Origin of the sequence: Arthrobacter globiformis, assembly GCF_030817195.1 — a bacterium.
In the GTDB taxonomy this organism is placed as follows: Bacteria; Actinomycetota; Actinomycetes; order Actinomycetales; family Micrococcaceae; genus Arthrobacter; species Arthrobacter globiformis_D.
Genome location: NZ_JAUSYZ010000001.1, coordinates 4,316,688 through 4,343,247 on the forward strand (window position 1 = coordinate 4,316,688; position 26,560 = coordinate 4,343,247).

The 26,560-nt window shown below is 67.6% G+C and carries 24 protein-coding genes; 11 read left to right on the forward strand and 13 right to left on the reverse strand.

Features of this window, described 5'->3' with window-relative positions; all coding sequences use genetic code 11:
- Positions 1 to 89: 89 nt before the first annotated feature.
- The 5 genes from QF036_RS19705 to QF036_RS19725 all read right to left on the reverse strand — a co-directional run bounded on the left by QF036_RS19705 (position 90) and on the right by QF036_RS19725 (position 6,432).
- Positions 90 to 2,180, reverse strand: a complete 2,091-nt coding sequence (locus tag QF036_RS19705; RefSeq protein ID WP_307104573.1) for a PhoX family protein — start codon at positions 2,178 to 2,180, stop codon at positions 90 to 92.
- 269 nt (positions 2,181 to 2,449) lie between these two features.
- Positions 2,450 to 3,448 (reverse strand): o-succinylbenzoate synthase, encoded by a 999-nt coding sequence (locus QF036_RS19710; protein ID WP_307104575.1) that lies wholly within the window; start codon positions 3,446 to 3,448, stop codon positions 2,450 to 2,452.
- An 84-nt stretch (positions 3,449 to 3,532) separates the two neighbouring features.
- Positions 3,533 to 4,924: a sensor histidine kinase gene (locus QF036_RS19715; protein WP_307104578.1), complete on the reverse strand. Its 1,392-nt coding sequence runs from the start codon at positions 4,922 to 4,924 to the stop codon at positions 3,533 to 3,535.
- On the reverse strand, positions 4,917 to 5,939 hold the full coding sequence (locus tag QF036_RS19720) for a response regulator (RefSeq protein WP_307104580.1): 1,023 nt from the start codon (positions 5,937 to 5,939) through the stop codon (positions 4,917 to 4,919). Before QF036_RS19720 ends, QF036_RS19715 begins: the two co-directional genes overlap by 8 nt.
- Positions 5,839 to 6,432 carry an AfsR/SARP family transcriptional regulator gene (locus tag QF036_RS19725; RefSeq protein ID WP_307104582.1) on the reverse strand — a complete coding sequence of 198 codons (594 nt, stop codon included), beginning with the start codon at positions 6,430 to 6,432 and terminating at the stop codon, positions 5,839 to 5,841. The genes QF036_RS19720 and QF036_RS19725 overlap by 101 nt, the downstream gene beginning before the upstream one ends.
- A gap of 551 nt (positions 6,433 to 6,983) precedes the next feature.
- Here QF036_RS19725 and QF036_RS19730 point away from each other — a divergent pair.
- From QF036_RS19730 to QF036_RS19745, 4 genes are all read left to right on the forward strand, one after another.
- On the forward strand, positions 6,984 to 8,678 hold the full coding sequence (locus QF036_RS19730; protein ID WP_307104584.1) for a sensor histidine kinase: 1,695 nt from the start codon (positions 6,984 to 6,986) through the stop codon (positions 8,676 to 8,678).
- Positions 8,675 to 9,409, forward strand: a complete 735-nt coding sequence (locus QF036_RS19735; protein WP_307104586.1) for a response regulator transcription factor — start codon at positions 8,675 to 8,677, stop codon at positions 9,407 to 9,409. The genes QF036_RS19730 and QF036_RS19735 overlap by 4 nt, the downstream gene beginning before the upstream one ends.
- 116 nt (positions 9,410 to 9,525) lie before the next feature.
- Positions 9,526 to 10,017: a hypothetical protein gene (locus QF036_RS19740; protein ID WP_307104588.1), complete on the forward strand. Its 492-nt coding sequence runs from the start codon at positions 9,526 to 9,528 to the stop codon at positions 10,015 to 10,017.
- A 55-nt stretch (positions 10,018 to 10,072) separates the two neighbouring features.
- The gene (locus tag QF036_RS19745) at positions 10,073 to 10,390 is read left to right on the forward strand and encodes a hypothetical protein (RefSeq protein WP_003804129.1); all 318 of its coding nucleotides are present in this window, start codon (positions 10,073 to 10,075) and stop codon (positions 10,388 to 10,390) included.
- Between the two features lie 147 nt (positions 10,391 to 10,537).
- On the opposite strand, the gene QF036_RS19750 is transcribed toward QF036_RS19745, so the two are convergent.
- Together QF036_RS19750 and QF036_RS19755 are read right to left on the reverse strand one after the other, a co-directional pair.
- Positions 10,538 to 10,933: a hypothetical protein gene (locus tag QF036_RS19750; RefSeq protein WP_307104590.1), complete on the reverse strand. Its 396-nt coding sequence runs from the start codon at positions 10,931 to 10,933 to the stop codon at positions 10,538 to 10,540.
- Between the two features lie 39 nt (positions 10,934 to 10,972).
- Positions 10,973 to 11,191: a hypothetical protein gene (locus QF036_RS19755; protein ID WP_307104592.1), complete on the reverse strand. Its 219-nt coding sequence runs from the start codon at positions 11,189 to 11,191 to the stop codon at positions 10,973 to 10,975.
- Between the two features lie 128 nt (positions 11,192 to 11,319).
- Here QF036_RS19755 and QF036_RS19760 point away from each other — a divergent pair, with 128 nt between their 5' ends.
- From QF036_RS19760 to QF036_RS19785, 6 genes are all read left to right on the forward strand, one after another.
- Positions 11,320 to 12,276 carry a phosphatase PAP2 family protein gene (locus tag QF036_RS19760; RefSeq protein ID WP_373460198.1) on the forward strand — a complete coding sequence of 319 codons (957 nt, stop codon included), beginning with the start codon at positions 11,320 to 11,322 and terminating at the stop codon, positions 12,274 to 12,276.
- A 257-nt stretch (positions 12,277 to 12,533) separates the two neighbouring features.
- Positions 12,534 to 13,391 carry a class I SAM-dependent methyltransferase gene (locus tag QF036_RS19765; RefSeq protein ID WP_307104594.1) on the forward strand — a complete coding sequence of 286 codons (858 nt, stop codon included), beginning with the start codon at positions 12,534 to 12,536 and terminating at the stop codon, positions 13,389 to 13,391.
- The gene (locus QF036_RS19770; protein WP_307104595.1) at positions 13,388 to 14,659 is read left to right on the forward strand and encodes an aminotransferase class I/II-fold pyridoxal phosphate-dependent enzyme; all 1,272 of its coding nucleotides are present in this window, start codon (positions 13,388 to 13,390) and stop codon (positions 14,657 to 14,659) included. Before QF036_RS19765 ends, QF036_RS19770 begins: the two co-directional genes overlap by 4 nt.
- Before the next feature lie 225 nt (positions 14,660 to 14,884).
- Positions 14,885 to 16,015 carry a serine hydrolase gene (locus QF036_RS19775; protein WP_307104597.1) on the forward strand — a complete coding sequence of 377 codons (1,131 nt, stop codon included), beginning with the start codon at positions 14,885 to 14,887 and terminating at the stop codon, positions 16,013 to 16,015.
- Positions 16,016 to 16,516: 501 nt separating this feature from the next.
- Positions 16,517 to 16,834 (forward strand): hypothetical protein, encoded by a 318-nt coding sequence (locus QF036_RS19780; protein WP_307104599.1) that lies wholly within the window; start codon positions 16,517 to 16,519, stop codon positions 16,832 to 16,834.
- Positions 16,835 to 16,895: 61 nt separating this feature from the next.
- Entirely contained in the window at positions 16,896 to 17,261 is a 366-nt protein-coding gene (locus tag QF036_RS19785; RefSeq protein ID WP_307104600.1) for a hypothetical protein, read from the forward strand.
- A gap of 10 nt (positions 17,262 to 17,271) precedes the next feature.
- Here QF036_RS19785 and QF036_RS19790 read toward each other — a convergent pair whose 3' ends face one another.
- From QF036_RS19790 to QF036_RS19815, 6 genes are all read right to left on the reverse strand, one after another.
- Positions 17,272 to 17,556 carry an MFS transporter gene (locus QF036_RS19790; RefSeq protein WP_307104602.1) on the reverse strand — a complete coding sequence of 95 codons (285 nt, stop codon included), beginning with the start codon at positions 17,554 to 17,556 and terminating at the stop codon, positions 17,272 to 17,274.
- A gap of 15 nt (positions 17,557 to 17,571) precedes the next feature.
- On the reverse strand, positions 17,572 to 19,275 hold the full coding sequence (locus QF036_RS19795; RefSeq protein ID WP_307104604.1) for an ATP-binding cassette domain-containing protein: 1,704 nt from the start codon (positions 19,273 to 19,275) through the stop codon (positions 17,572 to 17,574).
- A complete protein-coding gene (locus QF036_RS19800; protein WP_307104606.1) occupies positions 19,268 to 20,113 on the reverse strand; it encodes an ABC transporter permease in 846 nt (281 codons plus the stop codon). The genes QF036_RS19795 and QF036_RS19800 overlap by 8 nt, the downstream gene beginning before the upstream one ends.
- The gene (locus tag QF036_RS19805; RefSeq protein ID WP_307104608.1) at positions 20,106 to 21,047 is read right to left on the reverse strand and encodes an ABC transporter permease; all 942 of its coding nucleotides are present in this window, start codon (positions 21,045 to 21,047) and stop codon (positions 20,106 to 20,108) included. Before QF036_RS19805 ends, QF036_RS19800 begins: the two co-directional genes overlap by 8 nt.
- Before the next feature lie 37 nt (positions 21,048 to 21,084).
- Complete coding sequence (locus QF036_RS19810; protein ID WP_307104610.1) at positions 21,085 to 22,632, reverse strand: ABC transporter substrate-binding protein; 1,548 nt, start codon at positions 22,630 to 22,632, stop codon at positions 21,085 to 21,087.
- A 197-nt stretch (positions 22,633 to 22,829) separates the two neighbouring features.
- Positions 22,830 to 24,044: an MFS transporter gene (locus QF036_RS19815; RefSeq protein ID WP_307104612.1), complete on the reverse strand. Its 1,215-nt coding sequence runs from the start codon at positions 24,042 to 24,044 to the stop codon at positions 22,830 to 22,832.
- Positions 24,045 to 24,257: 213 nt separating this feature from the next.
- Between QF036_RS19815 and glgX the strand changes: the two genes are divergently transcribed.
- Positions 24,258 to 26,423, forward strand: coding sequence for a glycogen debranching protein GlgX (gene glgX, locus QF036_RS19820; RefSeq protein ID WP_307104614.1), 2,166 nt, complete (start codon positions 24,258 to 24,260; stop codon positions 26,421 to 26,423).
- The last annotated feature ends 137 nt before the right edge of the window (positions 26,424 to 26,560 follow it).

Below are 26,560 nucleotides of genomic sequence, written 5' to 3' on the forward strand. Positions count from 1 at the left end.
TTCCTCACACCCCGTCGCCGAACGCCAAACACTCCCGCACTTCTCAACCGGAGAACTGTGGGAGCGTCGGCGTCAGGGCGCTGCGGAGGCTAGGCGTCCGTGGGGAACACCTGGACCACGGCCGGGCGGGGAGCCCGGACCTGGCCCGGGCGGGGCGTCGCGCCCGCCGCAACGTAGTCCGGGAAGTAGGAGTGCGGCGCATCGAAGGTGCCCTCCTCGCCCGGGTGCTGCACGGAGACGAAGACGCTGCGCTCGGTGTCGTGGATGATCGGTCCGCAGGTTTCGGCGTCGCGGGGCACTGCGAGGAACTGCTCCACGCGGCCGCGCTCGGGGCCTTCCAGCGTGACCTTGAACAGACCGTCGGCCTTGCCGATGCCTGACGGGGCACCGTCGGTGGAGATCCAGAGGTTGCCCACGGAGTCGAAGGCCAGATTGTCCGGGCAGGAAATCGGCGAGACCTGGGCGGCCGGGAAACCGGAGAAGTAGGTGACGTCGCCGGTGGAGGGATCGCCGCAGACCATCAGCAGGTTCCAGGTGAACTTGGTGGAGGTCTGGTCGCCGGTCTCCGTAATTTCGACAATGTGGCCGTCGCGGTTCTCGTTGCGCGGGTTGACCTCGGTGGCGCCTTCCTTGCCGGTCTTGCCGCGGTCCGAGTTGTTGGTGCATGCGACGTAGACCTTGCCGGTGTGCAGGCTGGGCTGGACGTCCTCGCAGCGGTCCATCTTGGTGGGTCCCACCTTGTCCGCAGCCAGTCGCGTGTACACGAGCACTTCCTCGAGGGACATGCCGGCAACCATGGACTTGCCGCCGACCACCAGGGGAAGCCATTCGCCGGTGCCGTCGAACGAGCCGTCCGACGGAACAGTGCCCTTGCCGTCGATTTCCGCGGCCGGGGCGTTGCCCGTGAACTTGGCAACATACAGGTCGCCCTCGGAGAGGAGCGTCATGTTGTGCTTGCGGTCGCCCTCGCGGTACTTGGCCTTGGAGACGAACTTGTAGAGGTAGTCGAAGCGCTCGTCGTCGCCGGAGTAGGCAACCACGTGGCCGGACTTGGCGACGATCACGTTGGCACCCTCGTGCTTGAAGCGGCCCAGCGATGAGTGCTTCTTCGGCGTGGACGTCGGATCGAACGGGTCCACCTCCACAATCCAGCCGAAGCGGTTGGTCTCGTATTCGTAGCCGGCGTTGTTGGCGTTGAAGCGGGGGTCGTCCAGTTCCCACTGCCGCGCCGTGGCCTTCTTGGTGAGGCCGTAGCGCTTGTCCGCGGCGGACGTGCCCGGAGCAATGAAGTAGCCGTTGAAGTTTTCCTCGCCCGAGAGGATGGTGCCCCACGGGGTGGTGCCGCCGGAGCAGTTGCCCAGCGTGCCATTGATCCAGCGGCCCTCGGCGTCGGCCACGGTCTTAACCAGATCCGAGCCGGCGACGGGACCGGTCAGCTCGTACCGGGTGCTGTTCAGGTAGCGGCGGTTTAGCGGGGCGCCCTGGACGTAGCTCCACGGCTGGTTCTTGTTCTTGCGCTCCAGCTCGACGACGGTCAGGCCGTGGGCGGCCGCGCCCACCGCACGCATCTGCTCGGCGGGCATGCTCGCCGGGAACATGATGTTCTCGTTCGTGTATTCGTGGTTGGCGAACAGCAGCGCACGCCGGCCCTTGCTGCCGGGGATCTCGAGGATATCCGAGTAGTCGTTGTTGTAGCCGAACTGGCGCTCCTGTGCTGCTGCGGTCTGGTTGCCCAGCTCGAACGCCGGGGCGTCCTTGAAGATCGGGTCACCCCAGCGGATCACCGGCTGCCAGGTGAAGCCTGCCGGAACCGTCAAGGCGTCGACGTCCGACGCAACGGCGGGGATGGCGGTGAACTGCAGCTTGGACGCACCCTGGCCAAAACCGTTCTTTGCGGCGGCAGACAGTCCCGTTCCGCCGTCGGCAACGGCCTTCTCACCGGAGGATGCGGCGCCGCCAAGTACGACGGCGAGGGCACCGGCGGCGCCGAAGCCCAGGGCGGCGCGGCGGGACAGCGTGGTGGAGGCAATGTCGCGGAAGTAGCTGTTCGCGCTCGTGTTGCAGACGTCGCCCGCGCAGGCGTTGTCGCACTTGAGCGCGCAGGTGACAGGGCTGCGCTTGCCTTTGGTGTGGCCGAGCATGGGCAGCAGAGCGAACTTGCGTCCGGAGATTTCAGACATGGGAGAGAGACCTTCCAAGGGTTTAGATGCGGCACCGCCACCCTTGCAGCGAAAGCCAACCGGAGGCCGACACTCAGATGAAGATGCGGTGAACTCGGCACCCTAATGAGGAAGCGTCGCCGAAAACCCGACAGGACCTGAGGAAGCGTCGCCGAAAACCCGACAGGACCTGAGGAAGCGTCGCAGGAAAACCCGACAGGACCTGAGGAAGCGTCCCGGGAAAACGCGCAGGACCTGAGGAAGCGTCTGTGGGCTGATGCGGGGAAGATCTACGCCGGGTCCTGCAGGACGGCGTATGCGCGGCGGAGCCGGGCGAGCCACCAGTCGCGGCGCTCGGGAGGGGCGGCGTACTGCTCAAGCAGCTCCTCGTCGGCGACGGCATCGCGCAAGGTGATGGCGCCGTCGTCGGCCACCAGTGGCTGGTTGGTGACGTCCGCGGCGAGCAGCGACACTGTTCCCAGCCCGCACGCATACGGCAGTTCCGGGAGCGCAGCGGCGAGCGCGAGCCCGGCCCGGATCCCCACCGACGTGTCGAGGGCGGAACTCACGACGGCGGGCATCCCCGCCTGCTCCACCAGCTCCAGCGCGCGCCGGACTCCCCCGAGCGGCGCCACCTTCACCACGAGGAGATCGGCCGCGCCGGCCCGCGCCACTTTGAGGGGATCCTCCTCCTTGCGGACACTTTCGTCGGCCGCGATCAGTACCGGCACCCCGGCGGCACGCAGCCGCCGCCGCACCTCCGCCAGGCCATCAATATCGGGCACGGGCTGCTCGGCATATTCGAGCCCGACGTCGGCCAGCCGGCTCAGCGCCGTCACCGCAGTCGGAACGTCCCAGCCGCCGTTGGCGTCCACGCGGATGGCTGCGTGGGGAAGCGCTGCGCGGACAGCGGCAACCCGGGCGGCGTCGTCGTCGAGCGACTGGCCGGGTTCGGCTACCTTGACCTTCACGGCGTCCACGCGGCCGAATCGAGCCAGTATTTCCGGGACCCGGCTGGCCTCGATGGCGGGCACGGTGGCGTTGACGGGGATGCTGGTCCGCAGGGGCTCCGGGAAGCCGTGCCAGCCGGCCTCGATGGCGGAGGCAAGCCAGCGGGAGGCCTCGGCGTCTCCGTACTCGGGGAACGCACCGAACTCGCCCCACCCCACCGGGCCCCGGAGAAGCAGCGTTTCGCGTTCCAGGATGCCTCGGAACTTCACGCGCATGGGCAGAACCACGACGCGGGCGCTTTGCAGCAGGTCCTCGAGGGGCGGGTACTGGTGGGGCATGGATTCACTGTACCGGCGCAAAACTACGCCGGCCCCCACTCCATTGGAGGGGCCGGCGGCCTTTGGGGGGCGACCAGGCGGGAGTTACCCCGAGGGCACCGGTTCCGGCTCGTGGTCGAAGGAGGCCGGGACTTTGTTGCCCCCGACTCCGAAGCGCGCGACCACAGTGGTCCCCCGTCCGGGAGCGGACGTCACCTGGAGCGTGCCGCCTGCCTCGCCGATGGTGTCCTTCATGATGCGCAGGCCGAAGTGGCCTTCCGGTGACCCCTCGCTCTGGTCGAAGCCGCAGCCGTCGTCCTGGATGCGGATCTCTGAACGGTCGCCGTCCTGATGCAGGTGGAGTTCGGCCTTGGCCGCCCGGGAATGCTTGGCAGTGTTGGCCAGGGCCTCGCGGGCCACCCGGTAGAACAGGGCCGCGCGGTCCCGGTCCAGTTCGCACTGGTCAGGCAGGTCGAGCTCCAGGCTGATCCCGCGTTCCTCGAGCGGATCACCCAGCCGGGCAAGCGCCCCGGAGAGGCCGAGCCGGTTGAGGTCCGGCGGGTACAGCTCGCTGGTCATGGCCCGCAGGCTGCGGACGTTGTCCTGCAGGATCCGCCGGGCGTCGGAGAACAGCGCACGCTGGCCCATCGGGCTGTGCAGTTCCTCCGACTCCATCACGTAGGACAGCCCCGAGAGTTCCTGGATCACTTCGTCGTGCAGGTCCCGGGCGATGCGCTGCCGCTCCAGCTCGGAGGCCTCGATGGCCCGGCGGAGCAGCCGGCTCCGGCCGGCTTCATACGCCTGGATCCTGCGGGCCAGCTGGACAGCCGGGAACAGCTGCGCCAGCTGCAGGACGGCAAGGGACAGAAGGAACGGCGGGGCCATGCCGAACAGAACGGCTGCCTGCTCCTGGCGGACACCGTCGTCGTCGTAATACGTCTCAAACACCAGCTTCTGCCCGTCGGGGGCAGTGACGGGCACGTAAACCTCCACGAGCTCGCCGTTTTCGACGTTGGGCGTGTTGACCTCGTCCTTCTGCATCTCCAGGTTGGCGGGGACGTCCCCGCCGGCCAGGATCTCCTGCGCCTCGTGCGGCAGGCCGAAGGTCTGGCCGATGAGCTTGGGATCCTCGGAGTAGACGATGCGCCCGTTCTTGTCCCACAGCCTGATCTCAAAAACCGACGTCTCCCCCATCCACGGGCGGAGGCGCTCGTCGAGCCGCTCAACGGCTGTGGGATCGCCGGACAGGACTTCTTTGTCCAGCAGCGGCCCCACCACGTTGTTGGCCAAGTGGTCGGTGGCCTCCTTGGAGTTCTCCAGTGCGTGGCGTTCAGCCTCGGACCAGATCCAGAAGGCCACCGGGGTGGTGACCACCACCAGGGCAACCAGCCCCATCAGCAGGAACCGGCGTACGGCCCTGAAAACCTCGGAATTGTGGTAGGCCGGCGATTCGAACGGGCGAAACAGGGCAGGTTTGCGGAGCGATGGCCTAGCCATGGGACGGCTGCTCGAGCATGCCGCGCCGTGAGGCTTCCATGACCGATTCGAGCTGCGAGTGGGTTCCGAGCTTGGCGAAGATTGCTTTCACGTAGCCGCGGCAGGTGTTGAGGGAGATGTCCAGCTTGCTGGCCACTTCCTTCGATCCGTGGCCGCCGGCCATGAGCCGGAGCACGTCCAGTTCACGGGGCGTCAGGACGGGTCCACCAGGCTCCACTTCGCGGACCGCGGGGGCCGGGGCGGGAGTGGACATGCCCAGCTGGGCCACCAGCGAGGGGTGGACCACCATGTTGCCAGCCCGTGCGTAGCGGAGCGTGTCCAGGAGGGTGGACAGCGATCCGCCCTTCGGCAGGAAGGCGCAGATGCCCATCGAGGCGGCGGTCCGCAGCGCTTCCGGCGTCGGGTCGCCGGTGAGCATGACGATCCGGGTGTTCGGGGCGTCGGCGAGGATCCGGGCAGCGGCGGTGAGGCCGTCGCCGTCGGGCAGGTGGAAGTCCATGATCACGACGTCGGGCTTGAGGGCGATGCTCTGCTCCACGCCGCTCTTTGCGGTGGTGGCCGAGGCGACGCTCCGCAGGTCCGGTTCGCGGTCGAGGGCTGCCGTCAGCAGTTCGGTGAACGTGCTGTGGTCGTCGATGGTCAGGATGCTGATTTCCCGGGTGATCTGCGATGTTGCCGGGATGCGAGCTTCAGAATCCGAGAGGTCCATTTCGTCCTCGCTGGCGGCCGTTGCCTGCAGCAGCCGGGCGTGTGCTTCCCGCAGCGGGCGTCCGGGGAGGCAGCCGATCTCCTGGTCCATGACCCGGCGGCAGCGCCCGTAGGCCCGCAGCGCTTCCATGTACTGCCCGGATTCTTCGAGGCCCAGGACCAGGGCGGTCCAGGCGCGCTCGTTGATGGGATCGTCCACCAGCAGTTCACTGGCCAGGGCCACCGCGCGTTTCCGGGTGTCCGACGGCGACGGCGGCTTCCGCGGCCCGTGCCTTGATGCTGGCGACGCGGGCGGAGTGGAGCGCACGCTCCTCCTCGGCCCAGCCGGCCAGCAGCTCATCGCCGAGCAGCGGCACCGAAGCGATGTCGAGGGCTTTCTCGAGCAGCCGGAAGGATTCCTCCGGAGAGGCATGTCCGGCCTGCTTGAGCAGGTCATCGAAGCGGTCGAGGTCAAGGTCAACCATGCTGCGGTCGATCATGTAGCCGCCGGTGACCGTGCGGAGGGCACCGCCCTTGCCGCTTCCCGGCTGAAGGTGCCGGCGCAGCACGCTGACGTAGCTTTCCAGCGTGGACAGGGCCTCAGCCGGCGGCTGGCCGTTCCACAGAACGTCGATCAGGTGGTTCTTGGAGACCGGGGTCCCCAGCTTGAGCAACAGGATTTCGAGGACCTGGCGGGGCTTGGGACCGCCAAGTTCGTGGGATCCGATCACCACGCCGCCGCGGCGGACACGGAGCGGACCCAGGATATTGATGGACAACTTCGTTGTTGTGCCACCGGCGTCTTCCATTGAGTTAGGCATGTACTCGTCGTCGTTGACCCTCCGGGACCAACGAGTATCTTCTGCAACCGTCTGAACCATCTTGCCTGCACCTACTATCCCCATGTGAACTGCATTCCCCATGAATGGCTTGGATTCATACTTGTCACTCGGGCAAGTAGGGGCACGAGTAGCGAGTACTCGAATTTCGGTCTGGGCACTACTTGGTTGCTTTTGCATCGAGCCGGCCACCACCCGGTGGGGGTGGCCCGAGGCTCCCCTCAAACCCGCCGGGAAGACGGCAGCGGGGTCCAGAAACACCAAGTTTTTCCCAAGAACCCGGGGCTACATTCGTATTACCGCAGTTAGAGCGGTACTACTGCGATCCTCGTCCCCGGAGGACCGCCAAATCAGCATGAAATGGGTGATCCAATGAGGCGGACCATGGCCGGCCCGGGTACAACCAAGTACTCCGAGTACTCGGCGATGAGCGTCTTTGCCGGCCGCTCAGGATTTCAAAAATATTTTGCGCGGGAGCCCCGGCCGTGCATCGCGTTACGCAGGGCACACATCAAACGAGGCCGGGTAGTCCCATGAATGCGGCCGGCGCACTGCGCACGGAACTCCATTCCGTCCGCTTCCGGCTGCTGGCCACGCTGCTCGTCTTCATGGCGGTGGGCCTCTTTGTGGCCGGCGCTGCCACCCACGCCGCCCAGTTGAAGAGCCTCAATGACCGCGTCAACGCCGAGCTGCAGCTGCCGCGCAAAAACCTGGACGAGCTTGCCAAACAGGGCCGGCCGAATTTCGGCGGCGCCCCCTACACCACCGTGCACGACCTTTTTAGGACCTATCTGCGCAACGGGGCTCCGGGCGGCTTCGAGTCCGTGATGACGATGCTCCGCGGGGGCAACGTCATCCTGCCCGCCGCGGAACAGCCGACCAACCTGAACACGCCCGCCGTCACGGACCATGTCTGGGACTGGAGCTCCCCCGGCCAAACCGTGATGCGCGACATTGACCTGGACGGCCGGCAGGTGCGCCTGGCGATCACGTCCGTTTCGTTGACCGCCGGCGGCCGCCAGGACCAGGGCCTGCTGATTGCCTCAAGCGAGATCGGTGCCCAGCGCGCCGAGGTTTTCGGTTCCATGTGGACCTTCGCCCTGGCGTCCCTGGCGACACTCGCGCTGACCGGCCTGGTGGGCTACCTGGTTACCGGGCGGTTGCTGAGTCCGGTCCGGCGGCTCCGCGAGGCCACGGAAGCCACCACCTTTGATGACCTGACCAAGCGGGTGGAGGTGCCGGACAGTACCGACGACATCGCCCAGCTGGCCATGAACTTCAACCGCATGCTCGAACGGCTGGAGTCCGGTTTCGACAACCAGCGCCGGTTCGTCCACGATGCCAGCCACGAGCTGCGCACCCCCATGACTATCATCCGCGGCTACTTGGAGCTGCTCCGGGCCGGGGATCCCGACGACGTGGACCAGACCCGCATGCTGCTCCTGGACGAGCTGGACCGGATGCAGGTCCTGGTGGACGACCTGCTGATCCTGGCCCGCAGCGGCCGGCCGGACTTCGTGATTCCCGCCTGGGTGGAGGCCGACGACCTCCTGGAGGACGTCCTGAACCGCGTCCGGGTCCTCGGCGAGCGCCAGTGGCACCTGGACGCCAAGCCCGGCGGCCTGATCCGCGTTGACCGCCGCCGGCTCACCCAGGCACTAGAGCAGCTCGCCGCGAACGCGGTCAAACACACCACCGAGTCGGACAGGATATCGGTCGGGGGCGCCTGGGTGGAGAACGACGACGGCACCCCCCAAAGCGGTCGGGCGTCAGTGGTGCGGGAGCTGGCAGACTCGGCATCCAGGGAGCTGGAGATCTGGGTGTCGGACACCGGCACCGGCATCCCCGCAGAGGATCATGAGCGCATCTTCGAGCGCTTCGGCAAGGGCAGCAACTCAGCAACTTCGGAGGGCTCGGGCCTGGGGCTATCCATCGTGAAGGCCATCGCCGAGGCGCACGGCGGCACTGTGCAGCTGGAATCGGAGGAAGGCAAGGGCAGCCGCTTCGTGCTCCGGATCCCCTCCGGCGGCAAGGACGCCGGCGGTAAAACGGACGATTCCGCCGCCGCGGACAGCGCCGGCCGAAGCGGCAGCGAAGGCCCTGCCGTAAAGGGCCCGCCTGCCAAGGGACCGCGATATAAGGGAACGGGCGCCGCAGGCGGCAAACCGAACCCGGCCGGACCGGCGTCGGGCATTGACTTGGTGTCCCCTGCGGGAGGTACGCCTTGACCCGGATCCTGATCGCCGACGACGAGCCGCGCATCGCGGCCTTCCTAGCCAAGGGCCTCACCGCGGCCGGCTACACCACCACCCAGGTCTCCGACGGGGTTAAAGCATTGGATTACGCCACGTCCGGCGAGTTCGACCTCCTCATCCTGGACATCGGCATGCCCAGGATGGACGGCCTCACCGTCCTCAAGAACCTCCGCGACATGCACTCGACCATTCCGGTGATCATTTTGACGGCGGCGGACAGCCTCGAAAGCACGGTGGCGGCGCTCGACGGCGGCGCGGACGACTACATGACCAAACCCTTCCGGTTCGAGGAACTGCTCTCCCGCATCAAGCTCCGGCTCCGGGGCGCGCAGGCGGTGACCTCCGCCCCGACATTCGTCTGCGGTGACCTCTCGCTCGACGTGAACCTGCGCACTGCCGAGATCGGCGGCCGCGTGATTGACCTGTCCGCGCGGGAGTTTGTCATGGCCCGGACGTTCATGGAGAACGCCGGCAAGGTGCTCAGCCGCGAGCAGCTCCTGAGCCGTGTGTGGGGCTACCACTTCGAGGGGTCCTCCAACGTGGTGGACGTGTACGTGCGGTACCTGCGGCACAAGCTCGGCCAGGACCGCATCCAGACCATCCGCGGCGTGGGCTACCGCCTCGTGTGCCTGACCGGCCCTTCCGCAGCCGCTCCCGATGATGCAGCAGGCACCGTTGATGATGCGGAAGGCCACTCGATTTAGGCTTCTGCCCACCGGACGCGTGTCCGCCGGGTACATGAGAAGACTCTCATCCGCGTCTCATCCCTGCCTCACCTTCACGCCTCAAAGTTGTTTCACGAAGGAGGTGTGGCAGGCCGATGAAGAGGTGGTCCTTGCTGAGCATTCCGCTGGTGGGTCTAGCCAGCATCACCGTCTGGGCGCAGGCCGTCACCGGGGCGCCGACAGGTCAGGAACCCGGCGTGATTGTTCGTGAACCGAACCCCCGCGATTCGGTCCTGACCCCGCGACTGTCGCCGCTCACCAACCCCACGGCAACGCCCAAGGCCTCGTCACCGGCGCTCAAATCAGCGCCGCTGAGTCCTGCCACCTCCTCGCCTCTCTCCACGAAGGCAGCGGAACCATCCCAGACCGGGCTGGCACCCGACGACCCAGCCAATTCCAGCGAAGACCCCGTCGTATCCTCCGATGATCCCGGCGTCGAGATTGTGGAACCGGCCCAGGTCACTTCCCCGGCAGTGGCACCCACTGACGATTCAACGTCCTCGAGCGGTCTCTCCGGCACTAACGGTCTCTCCGGCACCAGCGGTCTCTCCCGCACCAGCGGCAGGAGTGGCAGCAGCAATGAATAAGCGCACGCGGCGGCAACCCGAAGAAGCAGTTTCCCCCCGCAATAAGGAGCCAGTGATGCACACGGAATTCCGCGATCTGTATGAACCCATTCCGCCGGAGCGATGGGGCTCCACGGTCGACTCCCCCTACGGCCAGCCCACCACGGTGATGGTGGACGACTCGGAACTCCACCAACAGGTGCTGGACATCATCCACAACGTGCTCGCCACCGCCGATCCGCGGTCCGAGGTCAGGCGCCGGCTCCTGCGCCACCTGGCAGAGAACCCCGGGCACCCTGAACAGGCGCTACTGGACCACCTGCGCGACAGGAACCGGCGCGGCGGTCGTTCCGCGAGCGCCGGCCGGGCTTCAACAGTCGATCCGCACGTCTAGCAAACGGAAAACGCAGCTTCAGCTGCCCCACAGACCGGGTACCCGCCGCGGCACGGGTACCCGACGCATGTCCGGCCCGGGTTGGTCTTTCCGGTTGGTTTGACCGGGCCCTTTGTCCCGGGCCCGTCGCCCTTGGTCCCGGGCCCGTCAGAAGAGCAGCAGCATGAAGCCCCCGACGGTGCTCAGGATGCCCACTCCGGTCAGGATCCAGCCGAGGATCAGGATGATGTTGTCGTGCTTGGGAGGTCTCAGGCCCCAGCGCGACGGGTGGCAGAGGTCGTAATGCAGCTCCACCGTGGTTCCGGCCACCAGGCCCCGCGCGACGTCGGAGTCCACCAGGGTCTGGCGCGGGACGTTTTCCTGGTCGGTCCAGCGGAAGCCGGTGAAGCCGCCGGCGGTGTACACCTCACCCGTGGTTTTGGTCCAGGCGCAGCGGCGCCGTTCGATAATCAATCCCCACACCAGCAACGGCACGCCGGGGAGGAAGCCCACCCACGTCATGATTTCCAGGATGGGGCCAAGTACATCCGCGATACCGCCCATGCACCAACTTTAGCCGCCAGCCGGCGGCGTTCCGGAACGTCAGCTGCCGGTTTCCTCGGGGTGCTCACGGGCCCGCTTTGCGTCGGGGGTTTCGCCCTGCTGCGGGATGAAATCCGGGTCCAGTTTGGTGCTGAGGTCGGTTTCATCGCTGGCAGGTTCTTCGCGGCCGGTTTCGTCACGGACCGGTTCTTCGCGGACCGGTTCGTCGCGGACCGGTTCGTCGGGCACAGCGCGGCTTTCCTCTGGGTTTTCGGTCATGCCCCAAACGTAATGCCCCCTGCCCCGCCGAGTCGAGCATCCACGGGGGCCGGGAAAGGCGGGCCACAACAGGGCGCACCCACCGGGCGGACAGGCGACTGCCAGCAAACTGTGACACCCTTGTTACGATGACTTTCCAGCTCAGGGACCCCCGCCGTAAGAAGCAAGGCCGCCAGAAGCAGGGCGGTCAGAAGCCGCGCCGCCAGCCGTCAGCCCGACGGATGCGCTTGGCAGCGGGCACCGGCTTCCTCTTCGCCGTGGCCACTCTGGTCTGCGCCACGGGGCTCGCCGCCACCTACTACTACTTCGTCCGGACCACCACGGGCCAGTTCATCGACGAGTCCGCCCTCGTGGAGGCCGTGGAAATCCACGGGCCCGCGGGCAAGGTGACCACCCGGTTCCTGGACTGGCTGCCCACCATCTCCCTGGTGATGGCCGCCGTCGTCGTTCTGCTGGTGACGGTGATTCACCGCCGCTGGCGGGCCGCGGGCATTGCCGTTGCGGCGTGCGTGGCGGCGAACATCGCCACGCAGGTACTCAAGGATCTGCTGCCGTTGAGGCCGTACCGGGGCGTGGAGACACTGGAGCTGAATTCGCTGCCGTCCGGGCACACCACGCTGGCGGCGTCCGCGGCGGCGGCCGTGTTCCTGATGGCGTCCCCGCGGTGGCGTCCGCTGGCTGGCTTTGTCGGCGGCACGTTTGCGATCGCCTCGGGCATGTCCACCCTCGTGAACCAGTGGCACCGGCCGGCGGATGTGGTGGCAGCGTTCCTGGTGGTGGGCTGTTTCATGATTCCCGCCGGCTGGCTGATTCTCCGCAATGACGGCCACGAGTGGAACGTCTGGGACGGCTTCGGCGGGCACTGGGGTTCGGCGCGGCTGTGGATCGGGCTGCCCATGGTGCTGGGGCTGGCCTCGACTGCGGTATCCGTGTATTCGCTGATCATGATCGTTCCGGGCATCGGCCAGGAGGCCAGCACCACCAACTACTTCTGGGCGGGCATCTCGCTGATCGTGATCGCCGGGTACCTGGCCACCGTGGCCACGACGACCCTGTTCGCATACGCCGTCCGACGCCGGGACTAACCCAGTCGCTGACCTCACCGTCCCGCCTTCCCCCACCCAACTAGGTCGCACATAAGGGCGTTCTCAGCCCTCAGAACCCCCTCTGCTGCGACCTAGTTGGGTTGCCTCTGGCCAACGGGCACATCTATGCGGCCTAGGGCGCCGGGATGGGCAACCTTTACAAGCCCCGCCGGGAAGCCCACAATAAGTCGCACCACAGCCTCCACTGACTCAGCTGGGCGCTGTTACTAGACCCGCGAAAGCAGAGGTGCGCGGACATGAACGACCAAGCCGGGGCGGACAAGGCCCTGAAGGAAAAACACCGGGCCATGTGGGCGCAGGGCGACTACCCTGCCCTCGCCAGCGAGCTCGTCGCGGACCTGGGCGCCATCCTGGTGGAGGCCTGCAACATCAAACCGCGCCAGCGCGTCCTGGATGTCGGCGCGGGCGCCGGCAATGCTGCCATCCCCGCGGCCATGATGGGTGCCCGGGTGATAGCCAGCGATCTCACCCCGGAGATGTTCGACGCCGGCCGGCGGCAGGCTGCCGACCGCGGCGTTGAGCTCGAGTGGGTGGAGGCCGACGTCGAGAATCTCCCCTTTGCCGACGGCGAGTTCGACGTCGTCATGTCCTGCCTCGGTGCCATGTTCGCCCCGCACCACCAGGCGAGCGCCGGCGAATTAGTGCGTGTCTGCAAGCCGGGCGGGACCGTCGGCCTGCTGCACTGGACCCCGGAGGGCTTCATCGGGCAGATGTTCGCCGCTATGAAACCTTTCGCTCCCCCGCCCCCGCCCGGCGCGCAGCCGGCGCCGCTGTGGGGCAGCGAAGACCATGTCCGTGAGCTGTTCGGCGACCGGCTGGGCGAGATCCGGGCACAAAAGCGGACAGTCGCGATCACCAGCTTCCGCCAGCCCGAAGACTTCCTGCACTACTTCAAGTCGCACTACGGCCCCACCATCTCCGTGTACAAGTCCCTGTCCGGTGACGAGGAGAAAGCCAAGGCCCTGGACAACGCACTCACGGAACTTGCCGGCACCTACATTGAAGCCCACGGCGATACGACCGCGCAGATGGAATGGGAGTATCTCCTGCTCACGGCGAAGGCCAATGCCAAGCCGCAGGAAACCGGGCTGTGACGGACTCCCCCGCCTCGCGGCGTGCCCTTGAGGTGGCCTCCATCCCGTCCTTCCGGAGGATCTCCGAGCACCTGAACCATTCCACCTACGCCCACCGCAAGCACCTTTCCGGTATCTGCGATTTCACCTTGGGCAACCCACACCAGATGCCGCAGGAGGCCTACGTTGACGCCCTCCGGGACGCGCTCCACCCGCACGACGACCAGTGGTTCGCGTACAAGACCAACGAGGTGGATGCCCGGGAGGCGGCGGCGGATTCCCTGGGCCGGCTGCTCGACGTCCGGTTCGAACCCGAGGACGTGTACCTCACCACCGGAGGCTTCACCGCGATCGCCCTTGCGCTGAAGGCGGTTACCGATCCCGGCGACGAGGTCATCTACAGCCTGCCGCCCTGGTTCCTCTACGAGCCGCTCGCCGTCGAGGCCGGACTGGTCCCTGTCAAAGTCCGGATCGACCTCGAAACCTTCGACCTCGACCTTACGGCCATCGAAGCAGTTATCACGGAGCGGACCCGTGTGGTGATCATCAACTCGCCGAACAACCCGACCGGAAGGATTTACCCGCCCGAGCTCCTCCGCAAGCTGGCCACGCTCCTCGACGACGCGTCGGAGCGGATAGGCCGGCGGATCTATCTGGTGTCCGATGAGCCGTACAACAGGATCGTCTTCGACGGCACCCGCTTCCACAGCCCCGCGGAGTTCTATCCCTACACGCTCCTGGCCTACTCCTACGGCAAGACGCACCTGTCGCCGGGCGAGCGGATCGGGTACCTGGCGCTGCCGCCGAGCATGCCGGACCGCAAGGAGCTCGGCACCGCCGTCGAGGCCATGCAGCTGGCCATGGGCTGGATCTACCCCAACGCCGTCCTGCAGTACGCGCTGCCGCGGCTGGAGACGTTCACCATCGACGTCGGCCAACTGCAGCAGAAGCGGGACCGGCTTGTCCAGGAGCTAGGGGGCATGGGATACCGGCTCCGGCCGTCCGAGGGCACCTTTTACCTGTTCATCCAGTCCCCCATTCAAGATGACGAGGCCTTCACCGAGGCGCTGGGCCAGGAGGATGTCTTTGTGCTTCCTGGCACCCTGTTCGAGACACCGGGGTTTTTCCGGATTTCCCTCACGGCCAGCGAGGACATGGTGGAGCGCAGCCTGCCCCACTTCCGGGCGGCCATCGAACGGGCGGGGCAGGACCGGCCCGAGGACGCCGAAATCAAGCTGCCCACGGGCCTGATCCCCGTCATTCCCGCGAACCCCAGACTGTTGCCCTGACCGCGCCATCCCCCTTATTGGTGGCCTGAGTCAACTTTTCCCGGCCAGAGTCCCACCTTTTCCCAACCTCCGAGTGCCAGCGTGGCCGCGTGCCGCCCCTGACGAAGGCGGCAGGCGAATTGGGGTGAGGCGAGTGGCAGGCGCTACACATTTTTTCCGTTCCGGGGCTATGAGGTCCGGGGCTGAGGTCCGGGCTATGAGGTCCCGGCTCATGAGGTCCGGGCTATGAGCAGGATCCCCGGCCGGCACCGCGCCCGCCGCCGCCACCGGCTGGGCCAAGAGCCCACCCAGGCAGTCCCCTGGCCGGCGGAGCCCCGCGGCCGGCTCCTGATCATCTGCGCGGCAATGGTGCTGACCGCAATCACTGCCTACGGGTCAGCCCTGGCCCCGCCGCCGGTACCTTCACGGGCCGCCCCGGTGGCCGCGCCGGCGGCCGTGCCTTCGCCAGCCAAGACCGCGCCGCCGCAAACAACCAAGCCCGCCCCGCAGGCAGCGGCCCCGGCGCCATCTCCCAGCCGCGCAAAACAGCCCAGCCCAAAGGCAACGGCCCCCAAACGGGCGGCACCTAGCCCGCCCGCCGCCGTCGTCCGCCCTTCCCCGGCACCCGCCGCACCGGCACCAAAAGCGTCCCCCGCACTGCCACCCCAACCGGCGCCGCCGGCGGCACCCGCCGATGCAACTCTCGAGGAACAGCTCAACGCCATCATCGCGGTCAACAGCCGGTACCAGCTGGGCGTCGCCCTCGTTGACATGTCCGACGGCGTTGTCCGCCAGTTCGGCGTCCGGGAGAAGTTCGTGGCGGCCAGCACGGGCAAAATCCTTGCCGCGGCCGCGTACTACCACCTTGCCGAGGCGGGTGTCCTGTCCCTCACGGCGCCGATGGGCGGCCAGACCGCCGCCGTCCAGATCCGGCAGATGCTCCAGCAGAGCAACAACACGTCGTGGGCGCTGGTCCTGGGTGCCGTCAGCTACCAGGGGATCCATGATTACGCGGCATCGCTCGGCATTCCCTACGACAGAACCTTCAATACGCTGTCCCCCGCTGAGACAGCCAGGATTCTGGTCCTGCTCTACAACGGCCGCCTGCTCAGTCCGGCCCACACCGCCGAGCTGCTGTCCTACATGCAGAACACCAATTACGAGACACTGATCCCCGCTGCGGTGCCTCCGGAGGTCACTGTTTTCCATAAGTACGGGCTGCTCAACGGGAACCTGCACGACGCGAGCATCCTGGTCCAGGGTCAGCGCGCCTACGCCTTCGTGGTGTATTCCCTGGGCGCCAGCGTCGCGGATATCCCCGTGCAGACCGCCATCATCCGGCAACTCACCCAGGCGGTTGTGGAACAGGTGTTCTGACGGACGACGGCGGGTCCCCGGCAGAGGCTTTTGAGTACGGTCCGGCGGGTCCCGGCAGAGTTGCGGGCTTGCGGGCCGGCGGCCCCTCCCCGGCGGCCCGTCAGGGCGGCCCGGCTAAAGGCTTGGGGGTTGCCGGCCCGGCATGTCAGGGGGGTGCAATGCCGGGCCGGCCAGCTGGCTAAACGACCACTCGCGGCTGTGGCGTCGGACCAGATGGAAAGATCGTGCCAGCGGTACCTAGGAAAATCCCGTTTAACCTTGGGGAACCCGGACCCCCAACCCAGCAGGGGCCGCATGCCGCCGCGCACTAGCGACGCGCCTTCCGATTGGGGGGACCCTGCCTTCTCTGCACTCCAAGGTTCACCAGCAAATCCACCATGGAGTGCCGGAACAATACCGGCAGACGGCATTCCCCTTCACACCGGGATTTGCCGGCAACGCCGCCGGTCTCATCGCGTGCCGGAAGGGCCCGCGGGGCGGCGCAGGTGGAAGGTAAATAAGATGATGAGCCCGGACCCATATTCACCCGGTGACAACCACTGGCAGTCCCCCACGCCGGAGAGCCTGCCTGCCCGGCACGCCGCCGGAGGCCCCGCCGCAGTCCCCGACACGCCACGGGCGGGCCAACGGGCAGCCCAGCGCACTCCCCAGGGCGGAATACTGCAGCGCCAGCTGATGCGGCTCATCGGCGAAATCCTTGGCGACGAGGGCCTGAACTCGGAGATCCGGCTGTCGCTGCTCAGGCACATCTCTGAACATCCCGGACACCCCGAACAGGCAATGCTGGCGCATTTGCACGAGATCCAAGAGCGAGGCTGAACCCTGCCGGTTCGCGGACTTCCGCCTACACGCAATTTTTCCGATGCCCCTGGAGTGGACCATGAAAACCAGAGCAGCCCTCGCGCTATTGGCCGGGTTCCTCGTGACCGGATCCGCCGCCCTCGCCGTCAATACCCAGGCACTGAACAGCCCGCCGGCGGGCACCGGCAAGGCGAACAGCGTCCTCCTGCCGAATAACGCCAGCAGAACTCCGGCCCCGGCCGCCGTCGTCAGCGTGAAAGTGACGCCGGACGGGACGTCCGTGGACGGCAGCGGCCAGCTGCCGACGCCGTCGCCCAAACCTGGTGACGACGGCGACGACAAAGGCGGCCTGCGCACCAACCCGGAACCGGGCGATGACCATGGCGGACAGCGCAAGGCGTCCGAACCGGGTGATGACAGCGGCGGCCACGGTTCGAACGACTAAGACGCAATCCTCACCGGGGCGAAGCGGCCGCCAGGGTCGCGTACCCGGCGATGCGGACCAGGCAGCCGGTCAGGATCGCGCGGCGGGCGCCCCACCGGTCGGCCAGCAGCCCGCCGAACAGGAACATCCCCTGCTGGCTGAAGGTGCGGGCGCCAAGAACAAGCCCGACGGCGGCGGCGTCCAGTCCGTAATCCCCGCCCATGGCGCCGGCCAGGAAGGGAATCACCGCGTAGAAGCCCAAATTGAACACCAGCTGGGTGCCGAGCAGGATGCGGGTTTCAGGCAGGTACGCCATGGGTCAGGTGGGTCCTTATGGGTCCGGGCTGGTGACGAGTTCGAGGAGACGGGAAGTCCCTGGCCTGCTGGCCCCCCGGTGGGCACAGGCCGCCAGGTCACTGCAGGCCACCGGGGCAGCGCAAGCCGTCGGGTGGGCGCGGGCCGCCGACACCAGCTCCTTGCTGTGCCGGTGCTGGGGGTTGGCGAAGAACTCGGCAGTGCCGGCCAGCTCCACCAAGGCGCCCTGGTACAGCACCGCCACCCTGTGGCTCATGTACCGGATGACGTTCATGTCGTGGGAGATCATGATCAGCGAAAGCCGGCGGTCCCGGTGCAGGCGCAGCAGCAGGTCCAGGACCTTCCGCTGCGTCACGGCGTCCAGCGCCGACGTTGCCTCGTCGCAGATCAGCACCGCCGGGTCCAGCAGCAGCGCCCGGGCGATCGTCAGCCGCTGCAGCTGGCCCCCTGAACACTGGCTCGGGTACCTGTCCAGCATGCCGGGTTCCAGCTCAACATCCCGGACGGCCTGGTGGATGCGCTCCCGGCGCTCATCAGCCGTGCACGTCCGCTGCCGCAGCAGGGGGGCTTCCAGGCTGGCGAACAGTTTCATCCGGGGATCGAAGGCGTCGTGCGGTTCCTGGAAGACGAGCTGCACCTCGGTGCCGGGGACGCCGGAACCGGCGGCGCCGCCGTCGTTCCTGCCGTCCGCCATAGGCAACGTCCGGGCGATGCTGCCCCTGTCCGGGGCCTCGACGTCCACCAGCAGCCGGGCGAGCGTGCTCTTCCCGGAGCCGGACTGGCCCAGGACGCCGAGGATCTCGCCTTCCCGAAGGCTCAGCGAGACGTTGTCCAGGGCCGGGCGGGCGCCGCGCCCTTTGGCGAACCGCTTGGTGACACCGTGCAGCGCCAGGATGTCGCGGGACGGTCCGGGCTCCCCCGCCGCCGCAATACGGCGGCGGGTGAGGGCGCACGCCTCCAGAAGCTCCCTGGCGCATGCGGTCCGGGGCGCGCCGAGGACAGTCTTGGCCGGGCCTTCCTCCTGGACGCGGCCGGCATCCATCACCACCACCCGGTCAGCGAACGCGGAGACGGTGGCGAGGTCGTGGGTGATGTACAGGACGCCGAGGCCGTGCCGGCGCCGCTGGTTGTCGATCAGTTCCAGGATCTGCCGCTCCAGCACCTTGTCCAGTGCGGACGTCGGCTCGTCGGCGAGCAGCAGCTCCGGCTGTCCGGCCATTGCCACGGCCAGCATGGCGCGCTGCGCCATGCCGCCGGACAGCTGGTGCGGATACGCCCGGGCAATCCGCGCGGGATCGTCGAATCCTGCGTCTGCCAGCAGCCCCAGCGCCTGCGCCTTCCCCTGGCGTCCGCGCAGCCCGCGGTGCAGCTTCAGCGGTTCGGCCAGGTGGCTGCCAATGGTCATGCGGGGGTTGAACATCCGCTTGGGCTGCTGGTACAGCATCCCGATCCGGCCGCCGCGCAGACGGTTGAGCTCCGCGCCGCTGGCCCGCAGCAGGTCCGTCCCGCCCAGGCTGATGGACCCCGACCCGGCCTGGATCTGCGGGGGCAGCAGTCCCAGGACGGACAGCGCGGTCATCGTCTTGCCGCTTCCGGATGCCCCCACCAGGGCGACGAACTCCCCCGGAGCCACGGAAAGGCCGACGCCGGAAAGCACCGGGCGGGAAGCCGGCGCCCGGACGCTGAGGTACAGGTCCTCGATGAGCAGGCCCTCAGGCATGGGTCACCTCCGGTGCAGGGGCGGTGGCCAGCAGCAGCCGGCTGCTGGACATGCGCGCCAGATGCTGGCCGATGAGAGTGACGCACAGCGCCACAGTGAAGATCACCAGGCCGGGCGCGAGGATGGTCATCGGCGACCTCACGGCGTAGGGCTGGGCGGCGGCGAGCATGGAGCCCCAGTCGGACTGCGGGGGCTGCACCCCCAGGCCCAGGTAGGACAGGGCTCCGACGCTGATCAGGAACTGCCCGAACCGGAGCGTGGCCTGCCCCAGCAGCGGCCCGGCCAGGTGCGGCAGGATGTGCCGCCGCACAGTGAACCACGGCGAGCAGCCCAGCACACGGGCCGCCTCGATGAAGCCGCGGGCGGAGACGTCGTAGGCCAGCGCCCGGGCAAGCCGCGCGAAGGGCGTCCAGCCCGTGACTGTCAGGGCCAGCAGCAGGGCGGGATACCCCGCTCCCAGCGCGGCGACCAGGAACAGCGCCACCACCATTTCCGGCATGGCCAGGAGGATGTCGTTGGTGCGGGTGAAGAACTCGTCCAGCCAGCCCCGCCGCCGGGCGCTGAGCACGCCGATCGCCGTGCCGATGACCGCGGTGAGCACCGTGGCGAGGGCGGCGATGGTCAGGGAGAAGCGCCCGCCGTCGAGCAGCCGGCTCAGGGTGTCGCGGCCCAGGTGGTCGGTGCCCAGCCAGTGGGTTGCGGTGGGCGCGGACAGCCGGGAGGCAAGGTCCTGCTCCGCCGGCGGATAGGGCGCGATCCAGCCGGCCAGGGCCACGGACAGCACCACGACGGCCAGGACGCAGGCGGCAAGCCGGATGTGCAGGGGAAGTTTACGCATGGCGCAGCCTGACCTGGGGGTTGAGGAGTCCGTGGACCAGGTCCGCCGCCGTGGTCAGCAGGACAGCCAGCCCCACGACCACCACCACGGCCCCCTGCGCCAGCGGAATGTCACTGTTCAGGACGCCGTCGAACAGCAGCCGCCCCATGCCGGGGATCGCGAAGATGACCTCGATGATGACCGATCCGCCCAGCAGGCCTGCGAACCAGACGGCCGCCAGGGTGGTGAGGGGCAGCAGGCCGTTGGGGATCACGTGCTTCCGGACTGTATGGAAGTAGCTCAGTCCCCTGCCCCGCGCGGCGGTGACATGCTCGGCTCCCAGCGCGTCCAGCATTCCTTCGCGCACGGCGGACGTGAAGTGGCTCGCCGGACGCAGGGCGAGGACCGCCACGGGCAGCACTGCCGACGTCGGGCCTTCCCACCCGGCCGACGGCAGAACGGACAGTTCGAGCGCGAAGACCAGCACGAGCATCGGCGCCAGCCAGTATTCCGGCATGGCGATGAACGCCTGGGAGACGGCGGTGATGGCCTTGTCGGCCGCCCGGCCCTCGTTCAGGGCTGCGGCGATGCCGAGGATCACCGCTATCAACGCGGCCACCGCGAGCGTCATGACCACCAGGCTGAGCGTGACCCAGAGGGCGGGCAGCACCTGGTCCACCACGGGCGTGCGGCTCGTGTAGGACAGGCCCATGTCGCCGCTGGCGAAGCGCCCCAGCCAGCGCAGGTACTGCGTCCACAGGGGATCCTGGAGTCCCAGCTGGGCGCTTAATGCCTGGACGGCTGAGTCATCGATCGCGTCGCCGGCCACCCGCGAGCGGATGATCTTGCGCACCGGGTCGCCCGGGGTGACGTACGGGATGAGGAACACCACGAAAGATGCCAGAAGAACGGCGACCACCAGGGCCGCCGTTCTCCTGGCGAGGAACAGCATCATGCCTGACCCAGCGCTTTGGGTCCTCTACAGCGGAGCGTCACGATCCGGACTTGGCCGTTTCGGCCCGGAGCACGTAGCGCGCCAGCGGGTCCTGGACGTGCCCCTGCAGGTCGGTGCGGACGGCGTCGATGGCCTGCTCATTGACCAGCCACACGTTCACGGCCTGGTCCTGCAGAATCTTGCCGGCTTCGGCATACAGCTTGTAGCGCGCCTCGGCGTCGGCCGTCGTGGCTGCCTGCGCGATCTTCTTGTCGTACTCAGCGTTGCAGAAGTGGCTGAGGTTGTAGGTGCCGTCGCAGGTGTAGTCAGCGGTGAGGAAGCCAATGGGGTCGGCGATGTCGATCAGGCGGTTGCGCTGGCTCAGCACCATGTCGTAGTTGCCGGACAGCAGGTCCGGTTCGACGGCGGCGTATTCCTTGGTCTGGATCTTCACCGGGACGCCCACCGCCTTCAGGTTCTCCTGGATGACGGTGGCAACGTCGGCGAACTCGGCGCGCTCCACGATCGCGATGATCTCCAGGGGCCGGTCGGCGGTGTAGCCGGCAGAGGCGAGCAGCTTCTTGGCTGCGTCAAGGTCCTGCTTCGGCGCCTGTGCACCCTCGATGGCCCAGGGCTCCGACGGCGCGAAGGGCCCGGTGGCCGGGATCGCGGCGCCCTCGTAGACGCTGGCTGCGAGCGCATCCAGATCGAGAGCCGAGCGGACCGCCTTGCGGAAGTCGACGTCGTCGAACGGGGCCTTGCCGTTGTTCATGTACAGCGTGGCGGTCCGCGGCGAATCCGCCTTCAGGACCTTCACCTTGGAGTCCGACTCCAGCGCGGCCAGGCCGGAGACCGGGATGGACAGGGACGCGTCCGCCTCGCCGGTCTGGACCTGGGCGGTGCGGGTGGCGCCGTCGGTGATGAACCGGATCTCGGCGCCGGCGAGCTTCACCTGACCGCCCCAGTAATCCTCGTTGCGGTCCAGGGTCAGGGACTGCTTCGGTTTCTCGGACACCGGCGTGAACGGGCCGGTGCAGTGGCCGAAGGGATCGACGGTTTGGCCCTTGAACGCGGCCGGCGACAGCACGCCGGTGTTCACGCTCGCGAGCCGGTAGGGCACCAGCGGGCTCTCGGTCGGGGTGGTCACGCGGACCGTGTGGTCGTCGATGGCCTTGACCGCCTTGACCACCTTCGGGCTGAAGGCGCGGGCGGGAACCTTGGCGTCAAGGACGTTCTGCAGCGAGGTCACCACCGCTTTGGCGTCGAGCGCGGCGCCGTCCTGGAACTTGACGCCCTCGCGGATGGTGAAGTCCCACTCGAGGTCGGAGACCTGCTTCCACTCCGTGGCGAGCGACGGCACGATCTTCCCCTGGGTCTCGTCGTAGCGCGTCAGGGTCTCGAGGCATCCGGACAGGGACAGGATGTAGGCGGCGTCGCTCTCCAGAGCCCAGTCCGCCACGGGTGCCCGGAAGTTGTCCACGACGATCCGCTGGTCAAGGTCGGCCGCCTGGCTGGATTTGCCGGCTTCGCCGCTGAAGCCGCAGGCGGACAGGGATAGAAGCGCCACGAGTCCCACGGACACGGACAGCGGGAATGAAGAGCGCAACGGTAAACCACCTAGATATGAAAGCCTGCACACGCGGCAGGCGGAAAGCGTATGGCCGAAATGGGCCATGCTGAGTGTAGGCTAACCTAACTTCATCGTCCAAAGCGGCGGTGTGAGGCCAACGTCATATTCCATGGGAAGCCGCCGGTTGAGCCTGTCGAAACCAAGGATTCGCTCCCCACCAGCGGAAGCACCGGTCAGTAGTTGCGGCGGTGCCTGAGCCTGGGGAGTACGACGGCGAACACACCTGCCGCTGCGAACCCCACTACCCCGGTGGCTGTCACGCCGGCGCCGAGGGAGGCCGCGGCCGTCACCGCGGAGAGAAGCACGGGGCCGCCGGTGGTGCCGGCGTCGGCCATGAACCGCCAGAGACCCAGGAACTGCCCGCGGCCGCGATCGGGCGAGAAGTCGGCACCGAGCGTCATCACCAGGCCGGAGCTGATCCCGTTGCCGAAGCCGATCAGCAGGGCAACGAGCAGCAGGCTGGTGAACCCGCCGGTCAGCGGGATCAGCACCAGCGCCACACCCATGATCAGCGTGGACGGGATGGCCACCCACTGCCGCCCGCGCCGGTCCATCACCTTGCCCGCCGGATAGAAGACCAGCATGTCGATCGCGCCGGAGAGCCCGTAGACCAGCGAAGCACGCGTCGGGTCGAGGCCCAGATGGTCGGCCCACAGAGGGATCACCACCTGGCGGGAGGCACGGAGGGCGCTCAGCAGCAGAATGGCGATTCCGGCAGTCAGGAAAACGCCAGCGTGCGAGACGGCCACGCCGCGCAAGGTGGGCTCCGCACCGGTCTTGGCGGAGGACCCGTCCACAGCCACCAGGTCGGGGACGGTAATGGCGAGCACGGCGGCAGCGGCCATGCCGGCCACGCCCACCCAGTACGCGCCGCTGATGCCGACGAAAGCGATGGCGGCGGCACCGATGAACGGACCGATGAACGTGCCGATGCGGTTCACGCCGCCCAGCGTGGACAGGGCGCGGGCGCGGAATTCCACCGGCACGGCCTCGGTGAGGTACTTCTGCCGGGCCAGGCTGAAGACGGCCGCGGACATCCCGACGACGGCCATCGCCACCGCGAGCAGCCAGAGTCCGTTCCCAATCACCAGGGACACCCCGGCGGCCAGCAGTGCCAGCGCCCCGGCGGCGGCCGCGCCCACGATGGACCAACGTTCGCCGAACTTCAGGGTAATCATGGAGGCCGGCAGGTTGAAGAACCACGAGCCCAGGCCGATGAGCGTGACGATCAAAGCGGCCACGGCAACGGACGCGCCCAGTTCACGGGCGGACAGTGCCACCACCGGCAGGATCGCGCCCTGGCCGGTGCTGAACAGGAGCGCCGGGCCGAAGGCCGGAACAGCAATCCCGCGGAGGCTGAACGGCGGCGGGCTGTCGGGCGGAATCATCCCCCTTATCGTAGGCGCGGCCCCGGCCGGCACCCCGGAAACGCGGGCTCCACGAGGCCAGAATCACAAACAACTTGATTTACAGCGTCACGGGTTTGCACCAGAGCTTGGCGAAACTAATAAGTGTGCTTAGCCTTGAGTGAGGGCGAGGCGCGCGGACCCCAACTGGACATCGAGTATGGTTCGGAAAACTGAACAGCCGCAGGAGTGATCATGGAAGTCTGGCCGGGCAGCGCGTATCCACTGGGTGCGACCTTTGACGGGATGGGGACAAACTTCGCCCTCTTCAGCGAGGCGGCCACCGCCGTCGAGCTGTGTTTGATAGCCGGCGACGGCACCGAAACGCGCGTGGAGCTCCTCGAGGCGGACGGCTATGTGTGGCACTGCTACCTGCCGCAGATCCAGCCCGGGCAGAAGTACGGCTACCGGATCCACGGCCCCTACGACCCCGCCAAGGGCCAGCGCTGCAATCCCAACAAGCTCCTTTTGGACCCCTATGCCAAGGCCGTCGCCGGGCAGGTGCACTGGCACCCGGCCATGTTCTCCTACAATTTCGGCGACCCCTCGTCCCGCAACAACCAGGATTCGGCGCCGCACACCATGCTGGGCGTGGTGATCAACCCGTTCTTCGACTGGGCCGGGGACCGGCCGCCCCGGATCCCCTACCACCGCTCCGTCATCTACGAGGCACACGTCAAGGGGCTCACGGAGCTGCACCCCGAGGTGCCCAAGGAGCAGCGCGGCACCTTTGCCGGCGTCGCCCATCCCGCCGTCATTGCGCACCTGCAGCGGCTGGGCATCACGGCCATCGAGCTGATGCCGGTGCACCAGTTCGTCAATGACGGGACGCTGCAGGAGAAGGGCCTGAGCAACTACTGGGGCTACAACACCATCGGCTTCTTTGCGCCGCAGAACACCTACAGCTCGATCGGCCAGATGGGCCAGCAGGTCCAGGATTTCAAGGCGATGGTCCGCTCACTGCACCGTGCGGGGATCGAGGTGATTCTCGACGTCGTCTATAACCACACGGCGGAAGGGAACCATCTGGGCCCCACCATGAGCTTCAAGGGGATCGACAACGCCGCGTATTACCGCCTGCTGGAGGGCGACAAGCAGTACTACGTCGACTACACGGGCACCGGAAATACCCTGAACGTGCGGCATCCGCACTCCCTGCAGCTGCTGATGGATTCGCTGCGGTACTGGGTCACCGAGATGCACGTGGACGGGTTCCGCTTTGACCTCGCCGCCGCGCTGGCCAGGGAATTTTACGACGTCGACCGGCTCTCCACGTTCTTCGAACTGGTGCAGCAGGACCCGATCGTGTCGCAGGTGAAGCTGATCGCCGAGCCGTGGGACGTCGGGCCCGGCGGGTACCAGGTGGGCAACTTCCCGCCGCAGTGGACCGAATGGAACGGCAAGTACCGCGACACCGTACGCGATTTCTGGCGCGGCGAGCCGGCCACGCTGGGCGAGTTCGCGTCGCGGCTGACCGGGTCCGCCGACCTGTACGAGCGGTCGGGGCGGCGCCCGGTGGCATCGATCAACTTCGTCACCGCACACGACGGCTTCACACTGCGCGACCTGGTCTCGTACAACGAGAAGCACAATGAGGCCAACGGAGAAGGCAACCGCGACGGCGAATCCCACAACCGCTCGTGGAACTGCGGCGTGGAGGGGCCGACGACGGATCCGAAGGTGCTGGCGCTCCGGGCACGGCAGCAGCGGAACTTCATCGCCACCATGCTGCTGTCGCAGGGCGTGCCGATGATCCTGCACGGCGACGAGCTCGGCCGCACCCAGCAGGGCAACAACAACGTCTACTGCCAGGATTCCAGGCTCAGCTGGGTCAACTGGGACGCCGTCGACATGCCGCTCATGGAATTCACGGCCGCCGTGAACCGGCTGCGCGCCAAGCACCCCACCTTCCGGCGCAGCACCTTCTTCGACGGCAGGCCGGTGCGGCGCGGCAAGGGCGAGAAGCTGCCGGACATCGTGTGGCTGAACGAGGACGGCATGGAGATGCTCCCCGAGGACTGGGGCCGCGGCTTCGGCCGGACCATCGGGGTGTTCCTCAACGGTGACGGCATCCAGGGCCGGGACGACCGCGGCCGCCGCATCACGGACGTGAACTTCCTGCTGTACTTCAACGCCCACGACGACGACATCAAATTCACGCTCCCGGCCGGTGAGTTTGCCGAGGCCTGGGACATGGTGATCAACACCTCCGGGACCGGAGTGGAACGCGGACCCATCGACGCCGGCTCGGTGCTGAAGGTGGCCGCGAAGTCCATGGCGGTGCTCCGCGCCCGCGACCTGACGCAGCCCGAACCCAACCTCTCCGTGGCGCCCGGCCTCCAATCCCCCGGCCCCGCCTAAACCCCTCCCCACGTCCCGTCGCCTCAACCCCAAACCCTTCCTCACCTCCCGCCGCCTCAACCCCAACCCCTCCTCACCTCCCGCCGCCTCTTTTCAAACCCTTCCTCACCTCCCGCCGCCTCACCCCCAACCCCTCC